12 protein-coding genes are annotated in these 16194 nt (G+C 59.7%); 5 read left to right on the top strand and 7 right to left on the bottom strand.

The features are described 5' to 3' along the window. Positions 1-23: 23 nt before the first annotated feature. Positions 24-581 (bottom strand): DNA-3-methyladenine glycosylase I, encoded by a 558-nt coding sequence (locus BW33_RS03080; RefSeq protein ID WP_047596995.1) that lies wholly within the window; start codon positions 579-581, stop codon positions 24-26. Positions 582-662: 81 nt separating this feature from the next. Between BW33_RS03080 and glyQ the strand changes: the two genes are divergently transcribed. The 4 genes from glyQ to BW33_RS03060 all read left to right on the top strand — a co-directional run bounded on the left by glyQ (position 663) and on the right by BW33_RS03060 (position 5073). Beyond that, positions 663-1616, top strand: coding sequence for a glycine--tRNA ligase subunit alpha (gene glyQ, locus BW33_RS03075; protein ID WP_003187265.1), 954 nt, complete (start codon positions 663-665; stop codon positions 1614-1616). Beyond that, entirely contained in the window at positions 1613-3667 is a 2055-nt protein-coding gene (gene glyS, locus BW33_RS03070) for a glycine--tRNA ligase subunit beta (RefSeq protein ID WP_047596993.1), read from the top strand. Before glyQ ends, glyS begins: the two co-directional genes overlap by 4 nt. Before the next feature lie 4 nt (positions 3668-3671). After that, positions 3672-4211: a D-glycero-beta-D-manno-heptose 1,7-bisphosphate 7-phosphatase gene (gene gmhB / locus BW33_RS03065; RefSeq protein ID WP_177327452.1), complete on the top strand. Its 540-nt coding sequence runs from the start codon at positions 3672-3674 to the stop codon at positions 4209-4211. A gap of 82 nt (positions 4212-4293) precedes the next feature. After that, complete coding sequence (locus BW33_RS03060) at positions 4294-5073, top strand: lysophospholipid acyltransferase family protein (protein ID WP_047596990.1); 780 nt, start codon at positions 4294-4296, stop codon at positions 5071-5073. Positions 5074-5241: 168 nt separating this feature from the next. Here BW33_RS03060 and BW33_RS03055 read toward each other — a convergent pair whose 3' ends face one another. Continuing rightward, positions 5242-6774, bottom strand: a complete 1533-nt coding sequence (locus tag BW33_RS03055; protein WP_047596989.1) for a sensor histidine kinase — start codon at positions 6772-6774, stop codon at positions 5242-5244. Between the two features lie 168 nt (positions 6775-6942). Here BW33_RS03055 and BW33_RS03050 point away from each other — a divergent pair, with 168 nt between their 5' ends. Beyond that, positions 6943-7659 (top strand): response regulator transcription factor, encoded by a 717-nt coding sequence (locus BW33_RS03050; protein ID WP_047596988.1) that lies wholly within the window; start codon positions 6943-6945, stop codon positions 7657-7659. Positions 7660-7711: 52 nt separating this feature from the next. Here the strand turns inward: BW33_RS03050 and BW33_RS03045 are convergent, their stop codons facing one another. The 5 genes from BW33_RS03045 to dnaA all read right to left on the bottom strand — a co-directional run bounded on the left by BW33_RS03045 (position 7712) and on the right by dnaA (position 16186). Beyond that, on the bottom strand, positions 7712-9865 hold the full coding sequence (locus tag BW33_RS03045) for a DUF6311 domain-containing protein (RefSeq protein ID WP_236645189.1): 2154 nt from the start codon (positions 9863-9865) through the stop codon (positions 7712-7714). A gap of 113 nt (positions 9866-9978) precedes the next feature. Further along, a complete protein-coding gene (gene gyrB, locus BW33_RS03040; protein ID WP_007960764.1) occupies positions 9979-12396 on the bottom strand; it encodes a DNA topoisomerase (ATP-hydrolyzing) subunit B in 2418 nt (805 codons plus the stop codon). A 5-nt stretch (positions 12397-12401) separates the two neighbouring features. Then, the gene (gene recF, locus BW33_RS03035; protein ID WP_047596984.1) at positions 12402-13505 is read right to left on the bottom strand and encodes a DNA replication/repair protein RecF; all 1104 of its coding nucleotides are present in this window, start codon (positions 13503-13505) and stop codon (positions 12402-12404) included. Between the two features lie 14 nt (positions 13506-13519). Beyond that, positions 13520-14623, bottom strand: coding sequence for a DNA polymerase III subunit beta (gene dnaN, locus BW33_RS03030; protein WP_003220202.1), 1104 nt, complete (start codon positions 14621-14623; stop codon positions 13520-13522). 39 nt (positions 14624-14662) lie between these two features. Beyond that, positions 14663-16186: a chromosomal replication initiator protein DnaA gene (gene dnaA / locus BW33_RS03025; protein ID WP_041073598.1), complete on the bottom strand. Its 1524-nt coding sequence runs from the start codon at positions 16184-16186 to the stop codon at positions 14663-14665. Between the last annotated feature and the right edge of the window lie 8 nt (positions 16187-16194).

The following is a 16194-nucleotide window of genomic DNA, read 5'->3' as shown; positions in this document are numbered from 1 at the left end:
GTGCTGTGCGCGAGGCGGCCATTCTAACCGCCGTTGACCAGCAGCGCGTAGCGGTCGCAGTCCTGAGTGTGATCCATGACCATGCCCGAGGCCTGCATCAGTGCGTAGCAAATGGTTGGGCCAACGAAGGTGAAGCCAGCCTTTTTCAGGGCTTTGCTCATCGCCACGGCTTCGGGGGTGATCGCCGGGACTTCGCTGCGATCCTTGAAATGATTGATGATCGGTTGGCCGCCGACGAACGACCAGAGAAACGCCACCGGGTCTTCCAGCGCCAGCCAGGCCTGGGCGTTGCGCCGCGCGGCATTGAGTTTGAGGCGGTTGCGGATGATCCCCGGATCAAGCATCAATTCGGCGATTTCCGCGTCGCTCATCTGCGCCACACGCTGCACGTCGAAGCCGTACAACACCTCGCGGTAGCGCTCGCGTTTGCGCAGCACGGTGATCCACGACAGCCCGGCCTGGAACCCTTCGAGCAAAAGCAACTCGAACAAACCCTGCGCATCGCGTAGCGGCGTGCCCCACTCCTGATCGTGATAAGCCATGTACAACGGATCTTCGGTACACCAAAAGCAGCGTGGCATAAGGCTCCAGGGGGTGGAGGTGCGACTGAATCGGGTATACTCCCGCTCTTTAAATCGCAGCCCAAGAAACAGGTGAATTTCGTGAGCCAGCCTACGCCAGCCGTGCGTACCTTCCAAGACTTGATCCTCGCGCTCCAGCAATACTGGGCCGAGCAAGGTTGTGTGGTACTTCAGCCCTACGATATGGAAGTAGGCGCCGGCACTTTCCACACCGCGACCTTCCTGCGCGCCATCGGCCCGGAAACCTGGAACGCCGCCTACGTGCAGCCAAGCCGCCGTCCGACTGATGGCCGCTACGGGGAAAACCCGAACCGTCTGCAGCACTACTATCAGTTCCAGGTCGTCCTGAAGCCGAACCCGGACAACTTCCAGGAACTGTACCTGGGCTCGCTCAAGCATGTCGGCCTGGACCCGCTGGTCCACGACATCCGCTTCGTCGAAGACAACTGGGAATCGCCGACCCTCGGCGCCTGGGGTCTGGGCTGGGAAGTCTGGCTCAACGGCATGGAAGTGACTCAGTTCACTTACTTCCAGCAGGCCGGCGGCATCGAGTGCTACCCGGTGACCGGCGAGATCACTTACGGTCTGGAGCGTCTGGCCATGTACCTGCAGGGCGTGGACTCGGTCTACGACCTGGTCTGGGCTGACGGTCCGTTCGGCAAGGTGACCTACGGCGACGTGTTCCACCAGAACGAAGTGGAGCAGTCCACCTACAACTTCGAACACGCCAACGTCGACAAACTGTTCGAACTCTTCGACTTCTATGAAAGCGAAGCCAAGCGCCTGATCGAACTCGACCAGCCGCTGCCGTTGCCGAGCTACGAAATGGTCCTGAAGGCCTCGCACACCTTCAACCTGCTGGATGCGCGCCGGGCGATCTCGGTGACCGCGCGTCAGCAATACATCCTGCGCGTACGCACCCTGGCGCGTTCCGTTGCGCAAGCCTATCTGCTGGCTCGCGCCAAGCTGGGCTTCCCGATGGCGACCCCGGACCTGCGTGACGAAGTACTGGCCAAGCTGGAGGCTGCACAATGAGTGCTCAAGATTTTCTGGTTGAACTGGGCACCGAAGAACTGCCGCCAAAAGCCCTGAACACCCTGGCTGAAGCGTTCCTCGCCGGTATCGACAAGGGCCTGCAAGCTGCCGGTCTGAACTACGAAAGCAAAACCGTCTACGCCGCGCCGCGGCGTCTGGCCGTGCTGATCACTGCGCTGGCCACCCAGCAGCCGGATCGCAGCATCAACCTCGACGGCCCGCCACGTCAGGCCGCCTTCGATGCCGAAGGCAACCCGACTCAGGCAGCCCTTGGCTTTGCCAAGAAATGCGGCGTCGAGCTGAGCGAGATCGACCAGAGCGGTCCGAAACTGCGTTACAACCAGAACATCGCCGGCAAGCCGACCGCAAGCCTGCTGCCGACCATCGTCGAAGACTCGCTGAACGACCTGCCGATCCCGAAACGCATGCGTTGGGGTGCGCGCAAGGAAGAGTTCGTGCGTCCGACCCAATGGCTGGTGATGCTGCTCGGTGACCAGGTCATCGACTGCACCATCCTCGCGCAGAAGGCTGGCCGCGACTCCCGTGGTCACCGCTTCCACCACCCGCAAAGCGTGCGCATCGGTTCGCCATCGAGCTACCTGGCCGACCTGCGTGCCGCTTATGTGCTGGCCGATGCCAACGAGCGTCGCGAGATCATCAGCAAGCGCACCGAAGAACTGGCTACCCGTCAGGAAGGCACTGCGATCGTGCCGCCGGCGCTGCTCGATGAAGTGACCGCGCTGGTCGAATGGCCGGTGCCGCTGGTGTGCTCGTTCGAGGAACGCTTCCTCGACGTGCCGCAGGAAGCACTGATCACCACCATGCAGGACAACCAGAAGTACTTCTGCCTGCTGGATGCCGACGGCAAGTTGCTGCCACGGTTCATCACCGTCGCCAACATCGAAAGCAAAGATCCACAGCAGATCATCGCCGGTAACGAGAAAGTGGTTCGTCCACGTCTGACCGACGCCGAGTTCTTCTTCAAGCAAGACAAGAAGCAGAAACTCGAAGCCTTCAATGATCGCCTGAAGAACGTGGTGTTCCAGGAAAAACTCGGCAGCGTCTACGACAAGGCCGAGCGCGTATCGAAACTCGCGGCGTACATTGCCGCGCGAATCGGCGGCAACGCCTCGTGGGCGGCCCGTGCAGGCTTGCTGTCGAAGTGCGACCTGGCCACCGAAATGGTCGGCGAGTTCCCGGAGATGCAAGGTGTCGCCGGTTACTACTACGCCCTCAATGACGGCGAGCCGGAAGACGTCGCGCTGGCGCTGAACGAGCAGTACATGCCACGCGGTGCCGGTGCTGAACTGCCGGCGACCCTGACCGGTGCGGCTGTCGCGATCGCCGACAAACTCGACACCCTGGTCGGCATCTTCGGTATCGGCATGCTGCCGACCGGCAGCAAAGACCCGTATGCCCTGCGCCGTGCGGCACTGGGCGTGCTGCGTATCCTGATCGAGAAAAAACTCGACCTCGATCTGAACGATGCCGTGGCTTTCGCCGTGGTGGCGTTCGGGACCAAGGTCAAGGCTGCCGGTCTGAATGACGCGGTGCTGGAATTCATCTTCGACCGTCTGCGTGCGCGTTACGAAGACGAAGGCGTCGATGTCGCCACCTACCTTTCGGTACGTGCCCTGAAGCCGGGTTCGGCGCTGGACTTCGACCAGCGTGTGCAAGCGGTTCAGGCCTTCCGCAAACTGCCGGAAGCGGCAGCGCTGGCAGCGGTCAACAAGCGTGTATCGAACCTGTTGAGCAAGGTTGAAGGCTCGGTGCCGACCGTGGTCGAGGCCAAGTACTTCGACAACGCCAACGAGTTCTCGCTGTACTCGGCGATCCAGCAAGCGGATCAGGCGGTGCAGCCAATGGCCGCAGCGCGTCAGTACAACGAATCGCTGGCGCGTCTGGCGGCATTGCGTGAGCCGGTGGATGCGTTCTTCGACGCCGTCATGGTCAATGCCGAAGACGCCAAGGTCCGGGCCAACCGCTACGCGCTGCTGGCGCGCCTGCGTGGTCTGTTCCTCGGGGTTGCCGACATTTCGCTGCTGGGTTGAGGGATTGCTGTTGAAACTGCTGATTCTCGATCGGGACGGAGTGATCAATTACGACTCCGACGCTTACATCAAGTCGGTGGAGGAGTGGATTCCACTGCCCGGCTCGATCGAGGCGATTGCGCAGTTGAGCAAGGCCGGCTGGACGGTGGCGGTCGCCACCAACCAGTCGGGCATCGCTCGCGGCTATTACGACCTCGCCACCCTCGACGCCATGCACGCGCGCTTGCGCACGCTCGTGGCGGAGCAGGGCGGTGAAGTCGGGCTGATCGTGTACTGCCCGCATGGACCGGACGAGGGTTGCGATTGCCGCAAGCCGAAACCGGGGATGTTGCAAACCATCGCGCGGCATTACGACGTCGAACTGAACAATGTCTGGTTCGTCGGCGACAGCCTTGGTGACCTGGAGGCCGCCAAAGCCGTCGATTCACAGCCCGTTTTGGTAAAGACCGGGAAAGGCGAAAAAACTCTGGGCAAGACCCTTCCGGTCGGCACCCTGATTTTTGACGATCTGGCGGCGATTGCCGCAGAACTTATCCACAACTAGAGTGCTTCTGAAGTTCCTGACCAGGGATTGATCGGGAGTGCGCTTGAACAGTCGGGCATCGCCCGTAACGGTAAACGTCGCCATGTCGATACTGCAGGCCATCAGAATTTTTCTCTTTTACCTGCTGCTGGGCACCACTGCCTTGCTGTGGTGCAGCCTGAGCTTTTTTATCGCGCCCTTTTTGCCGTTCAAGGCGCGTTATCGTTTCATCAACGTGTACTGGTGCCGCTGCGCCTTGTGGTTGACCAAGGTGTTTCTCGGCATTCGTTACGAGATCAAAGGCGCGGAAAACGTGCCGGCTCGGCCCTGCGTGATTCAGTCGAACCACCAGAGCACCTGGGAGACGTTCTTTCTCTCCGCTTATTTCTCGCCCTTGAGCCAGGTGCTCAAGCGTGAATTGCTCTACGTACCGTTCTTCGGTTGGGCCATGGCCATGCTGCGGCCGATCGCGATTGACCGCGACAACCCGAAAGCCGCGCTCAAACAAGTCGCGGCCAAAGGCGATGAACTGCTCAAGGATAACGTCTGGGTATTGATCTTCCCTGAGGGCACCCGCGTTCCTTACGGCACCGTCGGCAAGTTCTCGCGCAGTGGCAGCGCGCTGGCGGTGAATGCGGCGCTTCCGGTGCTGCCGATTGCACACAATGCCGGCAAATTCTGGCCGAAAATCGGCTGGGGCAAGACGCCGGGCGTGATCACCGTGATCATCGGCGAGCCGATGTATGCTGAAGGCGCTGGCCCGCGCGCCATCGCCGAGCTGAACGACCGGGTACAAGCCTGGAACGAACAGACTCAGCGCGAAATGGGTTCGCTGCCACCGGCACCTCAGGCGCCTGCCGCGAATGATCAGGTGGCTGTCTGAGATTTTGTGGATAACCTGTGTACGGTTTTGTTGAAAAAGCCTGAATATTGAAAGTAACCGATTGATTTACTTATATATTTCTCAAGCTCATAAAACACCGTAAAAGGTGCATAAGTTTTTTTCGGAAGTAAAAAAACCGGCTGATATAGCCGGTTTTTTTGTGCCTGTTCACTCGACAATCAGCGGTAGCTGCAGCCGGAACGTAGTGCCTTGATCGACGATGCTGTGGCATTCGATGCTACCACCATGATGGTCGACCACCGCCTTGACCATCGACAGCCCCAACCCTACGCCATCGATACCTTGCGCTGATGAAAAGCGTCGGTACTGCATGAACAGGTCCGGCAATTCTTCGGCGGCGATGCCTTTGCCCTGATCGCTCAGTTCATAGCGCAACCAGTCATCCTGGCAACTGACATTCAACTCGATCGTGGTGCCGGCGGGACTGTATTTGATGGCGTTTTCCAACAGGTTGAACAAGGCGCGGGTCAGCAGGCCTTGATCCGCGTTGATCAGACGCTCCTGGGATTGTTCATCCATCGTGTGCAGCAGTTTGATGCTTTTCTGCTGGGCAATGGGCAGCGCCTGATCCAGTACGTCCAGCACCAGCATCGCGAACAGACTGGGTTGAAACTGGTAAGCCTCGGATTCCGCCCGCGCCAGCAACACGAAGCCATCGGTCAATTCCAGCGCGCGGCGTACCTGGCGCTCGATCTGCTCGAACAGCGGTGAATCTGCTCCGGCTTGATGGCGATGCACATCGAGCAGGGCCAAAATCGCTGAATGTGGGGCGCGCAGATCGTGGGAAAGAAATCGCAGCAAGACCCCGCGCTGTTCTTCTGCGGCGCGTTCGGCGCTCAGGTCGGTGAGGCTCAGTAGCCAGCCGATGGGGGTGTCACCATCCACGGGCAGCAATGCCGCGCGCTCCAGACGCAGACTGCGTTCCTTGTGATCGCGAAACTCCAGCAGCGCCAGGTCGGACAGCGCCGGGCGTGGTTCTGTGAACAACTCCGGGTAACCGAGGCGGGCCAGTTGCTCGAGAACGTCGTCGCCGACCAGCGGGTGATCGAACAATACACGGGACTTGCGATTACCCAGCAGGATCTGCCCCTTGGGATCGCTGATCAGCGTCGCCACCGGCAGGTATTCCAGACCGTCGGCAATGAAGCGTCGGGTATCGCGCGTGCGGCTCATGGCTTGCTCCAGTGCCATGATCTGGCCCTGCAATTGGTCAGCGCTGGCGAATTTCGCGCGGCGCCGTTCCGGGAATACTTTCGGCTCGCGATCCAGTCGCGCCAGCTCCCAGCCAAAATACGTCAGCACCACACTCAGGCGCCGCCAGTTCCAGATCAGGTAGCCGAACAACATGCCGAGTGCCGACGGAGTCGGTGACCACCAGTGCCGAGCCTCCGCCAGCCCGGCGCTGGTGAGCAGCACGCCCGCCACCCCGCCCAGCGTCACCCAGATCGCCCAGCGCGGACGCCACAGCAGCAAGCCGAGGACACCCGCCACCCATCCCACCGAAAGCAACGCGCTCAGAACCGCTGACGCATCGTGCAGATTGATCTGCGCGCGATACGACAACAACGCAGTCAGCGGCAACAGCACTAGACTTATCCACACCCACTCACGCACCAGCCGTCGAAACAGGCGCTGGACCTGACTCGGCTCGCGGCTTTCGCGCCGACGCGGGCTATTCATGGCAAACAGGGCAGGGCACAGTGAATGGTTTCATGAGGCACAGGTCTGAGGATGTAGATCCGAAGAATCATAGCGGACGCCGACCGAAGGTGGACTGCTTACTTTCATTGCACAGGCCGAGCCTTCAGGGTTGCGGGCCAATGCCCAAGCAACAAGGAACCCACGCGTATGCGCGTTGCGATACTGGACGATGAACCCGCCGAACTGCGTCGGGTCGAGCAAACCCTGCAGCAGATGGCTGCGGAGGGAGACCAGCCCTGGTCGTTGCACAGCTTTGAACGGGGCGAGGACCTGTTGCGCCAATTGCGCCGGGACACCTTCGACCTGCTGATCCTCGACTGGCAACTGCCCGACATCACTGGCTTGGCGCTGCTGCGCTGGACCCGCGAACACATGGAGTCGCCGCCCGCCGCGATCATGCTGACCAGCCGCGACGGCGAAAGCGATATCGTCCAGGCGCTGAACGCCGGTGCCGACGATTACGTCAGCAAACCGTTCCGCCCCAACGAGCTGAAAGCCCGGGTTGCCGCCGTACTGCGCCGGCACAGCCAGCAACGCAGTAGCGCTGCCGAAGTTCTGAACTTCAATGACCTGACCTTCGACGACGCTGAACTGAGCGTCACTCGCGAGGGCAAGGCAGTGGTCATGACGGAGCGTGAATACCGCCTGGCGCGCTGCCTGTTCAGTAACCTGGGTCGGCCATTGTCGCGGGAGTATCTGTACGAACGCTTCTGGCCCCACGAAGAAGTCGCTTCGTCACGACCGCTGGATACGCACATTTATCGCCTGCGCAACAAACTGGGGCTGACGGCGGATCGCGGTTGGCAGTTGCTGACGATTTATGGGTATGGGTATCGGTTGGAGAGTGTGGCAACGAGCGAGTGAGGCAAATGCACAAGGCCAGCGTCGTAACGAGGCCTTGCGTGGTCACTTCTGATCAGTGAAAGGTCAGCGCCAGCAAGCCGATCGCCAGTTTTCGCGTATCCTCGCCCCAGCCAAGTTTCTGGGGACTTATTGCCAGAGGGAAATGCAACTGGATCCGCAACACACCTTGCTGCGCGACCAGTGCCTGCACCTGGGCGGGCAGGCTGATTTGGATTGTGTTGGCGGTGGCACTGGTCAGGCTGGTGGAAAGTACCGGCACGTTATTGATGCTGATATCCACCGCTTGGCGCGGGTGTTTCTCAGCCAGGAAGGCGTTGGTTTCAAGCGTCAGCACACTCAAGCCAGTCTTGGGCCGCAGGATAATTTCGGCATCCGTTCCAACCGACCCGGTGCCCCACGCCTCGGCAAACCACCAGCCTTTGGCCAGCGCCTGGGCGCCGGGGCTGCCCTCCGTGAACTGCAGCTTTTCACCTGCTCCAAATGAAGGAATCAATGTCCGGGATTCATCGGTGATTGGCGGACAGCCGGAGCACTGCTTCCAGCCCGGTGCCAGCACGTAGAAGCCGTCAACCTTTGCCAGCACATCGCTGTCGTGATTGATGCTGACCGTCGCTTGCAGGGCAGAGCGCTGTTCGAGCACATAGAGGGTGTCGTATGCAAACTTGCCGGAGTCGATGGCCCTCGTGGCCGCCAACTGCAGGTTTTCCTGAGCTTGTGCGCTCACTCGGCCCAGGTACACGGCATCCGTGGCGAGATGGTTTCTGCCCGCATAATCAGAGAGGGTCATCCAATGGGTTGTCAGGTTTTGCGGAACCACATAGCGGACCTTCTGATAGTGCGTCGCCGCGTTTTGCCAGAACGGGTCGACCATTCGGGTGTTCCACGTTGTGGCAGGCGTGACCATCAGTTGATGGCGAATGTGTTCCCAACCGGCACGGGTGTCAGTGATCTGCACCAGCAGTGCAATCGCCAGCAGCACAAGCGCGGTTCGTGGCGCAGTGTTACGCACGATCAGGCACACCACAGCGAAGATCGCCGCATACATTACCGGCCAGATCATCCGCCCCGACGCACGGAAAATACCGGCCATGGAAATGACGGAGTCAGGCAACCAGTAGACGAACTCGAACGGTCCGACACCGACCCTGTTGGAGAACGCGAAAAGCATTAATCCCAGCAGAGCCAGCAGCAATAACCAGCATTTGCGCATGCCCTCCATAACATGGCTGTCGCCTGAGTACATGCACCACAACGCACAAACGAGCAGGAACAGGACCCCCAATCCCGGAAAAGCCATACCGGCCGAATCCCCGGGTACGCCGGGTATATCGCCGAGGATGTAAGACCATCCGGCTGGGTCAAAGAACGTCAGCGCATTGGCACGAAACAGTCCGAATCCGAAAGAGGCCAGCCCGTCCCCTTCGACGGTGAAATAGCCCGCTTGCCAGCAACACAACCCTGTCAGCAGCAGAAAGCTGAACAGTTCGAAAAACGCGTTTTTCAGCTGCAATTGCCGCTTCGACGAACGGGCCAGCAGGTCGACCAGCCAGATCAAGCCCACCATCGCCAATAAGTAAGCGTGTATCAAAGCGGCGACCGCCAACAACATGCCCCAAGCCAGACGGCGCCGCTCGGTGTGTGGACGCAGGGCTAGATACAACGCAGCCAGAATCAGGAAATGCCCGGCCAGGGACAAATGCTCGCCCATCCTCGAAATCAGCGCCGGGTTGAACAGAAATAGCGCCGCGCCCAGCAAGCGCAGCGCAATGTTGGTGGTGACCAGGCCCATAAGCTTCCAGGCGAACCAGCCCTGTAGCACAAAACATAGCAGCAGCCAGATCCCCAAGTATTGAAAGGGTTCGGGCAGCCATGCGGCGAAGGGTTTGAAGATCAACGCCAACAGCGGATTGGAATCCGAAAAGATGATTGCGCTGCTCAGCTCCAATCCATACGAAGGATTGAGCCCCAGCGGCCACGACCAGGGCGATTGTCTGAAGAACACCCAACCGAGGTAGTGCGTCGCCGGATCACCACTGCCCAGCCATGCAATATTCTGCGGGTTCAGCGCCCTGGGGCCGATGACGATAAAAAACGCCACAACCCCCAGCAGCAGGGGCAACGCATTGACCCATGGACGTCTAACGGAATCCTTCGTTACGCATTGATGAGTCAATTGATTGCTCTTTTTTAGTCGTTTTTCTACCATCCGGCCGCCGCCAGTCTGCGACGAAAGAGCCGCATCGTATCGCGCCTCAAGACGAAATTGAACGCAAAAAAAAGCCCGCTTGCGCGGGCCTTTCGTGGGCAGAGTCGGCAACCTTAGAAATCCAGGTTGGACACCGCCAGCGCATTGCTCTCGATGAAATCACGGCGAGGTTCGACCGCATCACCCATCAGGGTGTTGAAGATCTGGTCTGCGCCAATGGCGTCTTCGATGGTGACTTTCAGCATGCGGCGCACGCTTGGGTCCATGGTGGTTTCCCACAGCTGATCCGGGTTCATTTCGCCCAGACCTTTGTAGCGCTGGATGGTGTGGCGCTTGGTGCTTTCAGCCATCAGCCAGTCGAGGGCTTCCTTGAACTCGGTGACCGCTTTCTTGCGCTCGCCACGCTGGATGTACGCGCCTTCGTCGAGCAGGGTGCTCAATTGAGCGCCGAGGGTGACGACGGTCTTGTAATCGTTGCTGCCGAAGAAGTCGCGGTTGAAGGTGACGTAGTTCGACAGGCCGTGGGAGATCAGCTCGACCTCTGGCAGCCAAACGCCACGTTCACGGTCTTCACGCAGACTGGCCTTGTACACCAGGCCCGACTTCTCGACGGTGCGCAGACGCACTTCGTACTGGGCCAGCCAGTCCTGCATCTTGGCGTGGTCGCCGAGCATTTCCAGGCTCACGGCCGGCAGGTAGATGAAGTGTTCGGTCAGCTCCTGTGGATACAGGCGCGACAGACGCTTGAGGGTCTTCATCACCATGCGGAAGTCGTTGACCAGACGCTCGAGGGCTTCACCGGAAATGCCCGGTGCCTCTTCGTTCAGGTGCAGGCTCGCATCTTCCAGGGCCGACTGCGTCATGTACTCTTCCATGGCGTCGTCGTCTTTGATGTATTGCTCCTGCTTGCCTTTCTTGACCTTGTACAGCGGCGGCTGGGCAATGTAGATGTAGCCGCGCTCGATCAGCTCCGGCAACTGACGGAAGAAGAAGGTCAGCAGCAGGGTACGAATGTGCGAACCGTCGACGTCAGCATCGGTCATGATGATGATGTTGTGATAGCGCAGCTTGTCGATGTTGTACTCTTCGCGACCGATACCGCAGCCGAGCGCGGTGATCAGCGTGCCCACTTCCTGGGAGGAGATCATCTTGTCGAAGCGAGCTTTCTCGACGTTGAGGATCTTGCCCTTCAGCGGCAGGATCGCCTGGGTCTTGCGGTTACGTCCCTGCTTGGCAGAGCCGCCCGCGGAGTCACCTTCCACGAGGTACAGTTCGGACAGCGCCGGGTCTTTTTCCTGGCAGTCAGCGAGCTTGCCCGGCAGGCCGGCGATGTCCAGCGCGCCTTTGCGGCGGGTCATCTCACGGGCCTTGCGCGCCGCTTCACGGGCACGGGCCGCATCGATCATCTTGCCGACGACCAGCTTGGCTTCGTTCGGGTTTTCCAGCAGGAAGTCGGAGAAGTACTTGCCCATCTCCTGCTCGACCGCGGTCTTCACTTCGGAAGACACCAGCTTGTCTTTGGTCTGCGAGCTGAACTTGGGATCCGGCACTTTCACCGAGATGATCGCGGTCAGGCCTTCACGGGCATCGTCACCGGTGGTCGCGACTTTGTGCTTCTTCGCCAGACCTTCCTGCTCGATGTAGTTGTTCAGGTTACGCGTCAGTGCGGAACGGAAACCCACCAGGTGAGTACCGCCGTCGCGCTGTGGAATGTTGTTGGTGAAGCACAACAGGTTCTCGTTGAAGCTGTCGTTCCACTGCAGGGCGATTTCCACGCCGATGCCGTCTTCACGCTGGATGTTGAAGTGGAACACCTGGTTGACCGCAGTCTTGTTGGTGTTCAGGTATTCAACGAATGCACGCAGGCCGCCTTCGTACTTGAACAGCTCTTCCTTGCCGCTGCGCTCGTCCTTGAGGACGATACCGACACCGGAGTTGAGGAAGGACAGTTCACGAATGCGCTTGGCCAGGATGTCCCAGCTGAAGTGAATGTTCTTGAAAGTTTCGCTGGACGCCTTGAAGTGGATCTGGGTACCGGTGGTTTCGCTGTCGCCGACGATTGCCATCGGTGCCTGAGGCACGCCGTGAACGTAGGTCTGTTCCCAGATCTTGCCGCTGCGGCGTACGGTCAGTACCAGCTCTTCGGACAGTGCGTTCACTACCGACACACCTACACCGTGCAGACCGCCGGATACCTTGTAGGAGTTATCGTCGAACTTACCGCCAGCGTGGAGGACGGTCATGATGACCTCGGCGGCGGAAACGCCTTCCTCTTTGTGCACGTCTACCGGGATGCCACGGCCGTTGTCTTTAACGGTGATGGACTCATCCGGGTGGATGATGATGCTGATGTCGTCGCAGTGGCCGGCGAGGGCTTCGTCGATCGAGTTGTCGACCACCTCGAACACCATGTGGTGCAGACCGCTGCCATCGTCGGTGTCACCAATGTACATACCGGGACGTTTGCGTACGGCATCCAGGCCTTTCAGCACTTTAATGCTCGTTGAGTCGTACGTATTTTCTTCGCTCAATGCCTTCACTCCCGATGGTCGTGGGTCTGGGTGATACGGCCCTGTTCCACGTGGAACAAAGCGACTGGCGTTTCCGTCTGCCAGCCTTCCCTCAATAATTCGTGATCTACACAGGTGATGAAAACCTGGCAGCGTAAGTCTTCCAGCAAGCGGCACAGCGCGCGACGGTGGCTCTCGTCCAGCTCGGACGGCAAGTCATCCACCAGATAAATACACTGGCCGCGTCGGGCCTGGCTCACCAGATGCCCCTGGGCAATTCGCAAGGCACAGACCACCAACTTCTGCTGCCCCCGGGACAAGATGTCCGCGGCGTTGTGCGCGCCCAATCTAAGGCGCAGGTCAGCTCGTTGCGGTCCGGCCTGGGTATGACCCATTTGCTGGTCCCGTTGAACGGCCCCAGCCAGTACGGCACTCAATTCCCGGTCCTTGTCCCAGCCTCGGTAATAGCTGAGCGTCAAACCTTCAAGCTCAACCAGTTCGCTCAAGGTTTGTTCAAAGACTGGTTTCAAGGCTTTGATGTAAGCGCGGCGGTATTCATCGATTTCAGCGCTGGCCTGGCACAGTTCCCTGTCCCAAACCGCTTGCGAAACGGCGTCAAGTGTACCATGCCGCAGCCAGGAGTTTCTCTGGCGCAAGGCCTTCTGCAAACGCTGCCAAGTCGCCATGAAACGCGGTTCGACGTGGAACACACCCCAATCAAGAAACTGCCGACGAATCTTCGGCGCACCTTCGAGCAGGCGGAAGCTGTCGGGGTTGATCAGTTGCAACGGCAGGATCTCTGCCAGTTGTGCGGCGCTGCGCGCGTTCTGCCCGTCGATGCGGATCTGGAACTCGCCCTGACGGTCGCGAGATATCCCCAACGCACTGTGGCCACCCTCGGCCAATTCGACCTGACCGAACACGGTGCAGGCGAGTTGCTCGTACTGGATGACCGGCAACAGCCGCGTGCTACGAAACGAACGGGCAAGCCCCAGCAGATGAATGGCTTCCAGAACACTGGTTTTGCCGCTGCCGTTGGCGCCGTAAAGAATGTTGATGCGGGGGGAGGGGGAGAAGGTCACCGGGTGCAGATTGCGCACCGCGGTGACCGAAACACGACTTAAGGACATCCAGGATCAGCTGATTACAGACGCATCGGCATGACAACATAAGCCGAGTCGTCATTGTCGGACTCTTGTACCAGCGCACTGCTGTTGGAGTCGGACAGGATCAGGCGAACCTGTTCGGTGGTCATCACGCCCAGCACGTCGAGCAGGTAGCTCACGTTGAAGCCGATTTCCAGCGAGCCGCCGTTGTATTCAACGCCCACTTCTTCTTCCGCTTCTTCCTGCTCCGGGTTGTTGGCCTGGATCTTCAACTGACCGTTGGCCAATTGCAGACGGATGCCGCGGTACTTCTCGTTAGACAGAATCGCAGTACGGCTGAACGCTTCACGCAGAGCCTGACGATCGCCCAGTACCAGCTTGTCGCCGCCCTTCGGCAGAACGCGCTCGTAGTCCGGGAACTTGCCGTCGACCAGCTTCGAGGTGAAGGTGAATTCGCCGGTGGTGGCCCGGATGTGGTGCTGACCCAGAACGATGCTGACGTTGCCATCCGGCTCGGTGAGCAGACGCGCCAGTTCCAGAATGCCTTTGCGCGGCACGATCACCTGGTGACGATCCGGCTGACCGATATCGGCCTGCATCGAGCACATGGCCAGACGGTGACCGTCGGTGGCCACGGCGCGGATCACACCGGCCGAGACTTCCAGCAGCATACCGTTCAGGTAGTAGCGCACGTCCTGCTGGGCCATGGCGAAGCTGGTGCGTTCGATCAGTCGACGCAGTTTGCTTTGCTCCAGGCTGCAGGTCAGCGAACCAGGGCCTTCTTCAACCGTCGGGAAATCATTGGCCGGCAGGGTCGACAGGGTGAAACGGCTACGACCGGCCTTCACGACCAGCTTCTGCTCGTCGACCTTGATGTCGATCAGCGCGTCGTTGGGCAGGCTTTTGCAGATGTCCATCAGCTTGCGCGCAGGCACGGTGATGGAACCGGTTTCGGCCGGCTCTTCGAGTTGCACGCGACCGACCAGCTCGACTTCCAGGTCGGTACCGGTCAGCGACAGTTGCTGGCCATCGACGACCAACAGCACGTTGGACAGTACCGGCAAGGTCTGTCGGCGCTCGACGACGCCTGCGACCAGTTGCAGGGGTTTCAACAGGGCTTCGCGTTGAATGGTGAAATGCATGGTCTAGTCCCTTGCCTTAATAAGCTGCGCTGGTGTTCATCAAGTGGTCAGTGTACGCAGCAGGTTCTTGTAGTCCTCGCGGATGTCCGCGTCGGATTCCTTAAGTTCGTTGATCTTGCGGCAGGCGTGCAACACCGTCGTGTGGTCGCGACCACCAAACACATCGCCGATTTCCGGCAGGCTATGGTTGGTCAGCTCCTTGGACAGCGCCATGGCCACCTGACGCGGACGTGCCACCGAGCGCGAACGGCGCTTGGACAGCAGGTCGGAGATCTTGATCTTGTAGTATTCGGCGACGGTGCGCTGAATGTTATCCACAGAGACCAGTTTGTCCTGCAGTGCCAACAAGTCTTTCAGGGATTCGCGAATCAACTCGATGGTGATGTCGCGGCCCATGAAGTGCGAGTGGGCGATCACGCGTTTCAGCGCACCTTCCAGCTCGCGGACGTTGGACCGAATTCGCTGGGCAATGAAGAACGCCGCGTCGTGAGGCAACTCGACTTTGGCCTGGTCGGCCTTCTTCATCAAGATCGCCACGCGGGTTTCCAGCTCCGGCGGCTCGACGGCAACCGTCAGGCCCCAACCGAAGCGGGATTTGAGGCGCTCTTCAAGGCCTTCGATTTCTTTCGGGTAGCGGTCACTGGTGAGAATGACCTGCTGGCCACCTTCAAGCAGGGCGTTGAAGGTGTGGAAAAACTCTTCCTGGGAACGCTCTTTACGGGCGAAGAACTGAATGTCGTCGATCAGCAGAGCGTCCACCGAACGGTAGAAACGCTTGAATTCGTTGATCGCGTTCAGTTGCAGCGCCTTGACCATGTCGGCCACGAAGCGCTCGGAATGCAGGTACACGACCTTGGCATTCGGGTTCTTCTTTAATAGATGGTTACCCACTGCGTGCATCAAGTGGGTTTTACCCAGGCCGACGCCGCCATAAAGGAACAGCGGGTTGTAACCGTGCTTGGGATTGTCCGCCACCTGCCAGGCCGCCGCGCGGGCGAGCTGGTTGGACTTGCCTTCGACGAAGTTCTCGAAGGTGAAGGTACGGTTCAGGTAACTGGTGTGCTTGAGCGCGCCTTCGACCTGCACAGTGCGCTGTTCGGCGCGAACCGGGGCCTGTTGCGAGGCCGCACCGGCCATCGGGTCAAAGCTGTCGCGGGACGGCTCTTCACTGACTTCCTCGGTTTTCTGCGTCGAGCGCTTGGCCGGGGCTGCACTTGGAGCAGGTGCTGGCGCACTGGCCGGCGCGGTATTGGCCTGAGCCTGAGACACCTGCGCAGCAGCCAACGGCGCATTCGGTGCGGCACGCGGTGCCGAGCTGCGTTTGCTGCCTATTAATAAGGAAAGCGCTGGCGCCATGCCGTTGCCGTGCTCATCCAGCAGTTCAAGGACGCGACCGAGGTACTTTTCGTTGACCCAGTCCAGCACAAAACGGTTCGGTGCGTAGACGCGCAACTCGTCGCCTTCGGCTTCGACCTGTAGTGGACGGATCCAGGTGTTGAATTGTTGGGCAGGCAGCTCCTCGCGCAAAAGCTCCACGCACTGCTGCCAAAGTTCCACTGACACGGATATCC

The sequence above is a fragment of the Pseudomonas sp. RIT288 genome, assembly GCF_000631985.1.
Taxonomy (GTDB): domain Bacteria; phylum Pseudomonadota; class Gammaproteobacteria; order Pseudomonadales; family Pseudomonadaceae; genus Aquipseudomonas.
The sequence above is the reverse complement of the archived record's forward strand: the minus strand, read 5'-3'. Positions and strand labels throughout refer to the sequence as shown.

Coding starts and splice junctions, on each gene's coding strand:
- BW33_RS03080 (WP_047596995.1), bottom strand. CDS start 581: ATGCCACGCTGCTTTTGGTGTACCGAAGATCCGTTGTACATGGCTTAT.
- glyS (WP_047596993.1), top strand. CDS start 1,613: ATGAGTGCTCAAGATTTTCTGGTTGAACTGGGCACCGAAGAACTGCCG.
- BW33_RS03060 (WP_047596990.1), top strand. CDS start 4,294: ATGTCGATACTGCAGGCCATCAGAATTTTTCTCTTTTACCTGCTGCTG.
- BW33_RS03055 (WP_047596989.1), bottom strand. CDS start 6,774: ATGAATAGCCCGCGTCGGCGCGAAAGCCGCGAGCCGAGTCAGGTCCAG.
- BW33_RS03050 (WP_047596988.1), top strand. CDS start 6,943: ATGCGCGTTGCGATACTGGACGATGAACCCGCCGAACTGCGTCGGGTC.
- BW33_RS03045 (WP_236645189.1), bottom strand. CDS start 9,865: ATGGTAGAAAAACGACTAAAAAAGAGCAATCAATTGACTCATCAATGC.
- recF (WP_047596984.1), bottom strand. CDS start 13,505: ATGTCCTTAAGTCGTGTTTCGGTCACCGCGGTGCGCAATCTGCACCCG.
- dnaN (WP_003220202.1), bottom strand. CDS start 14,623: ATGCATTTCACCATTCAACGCGAAGCCCTGTTGAAACCCCTGCAACTG.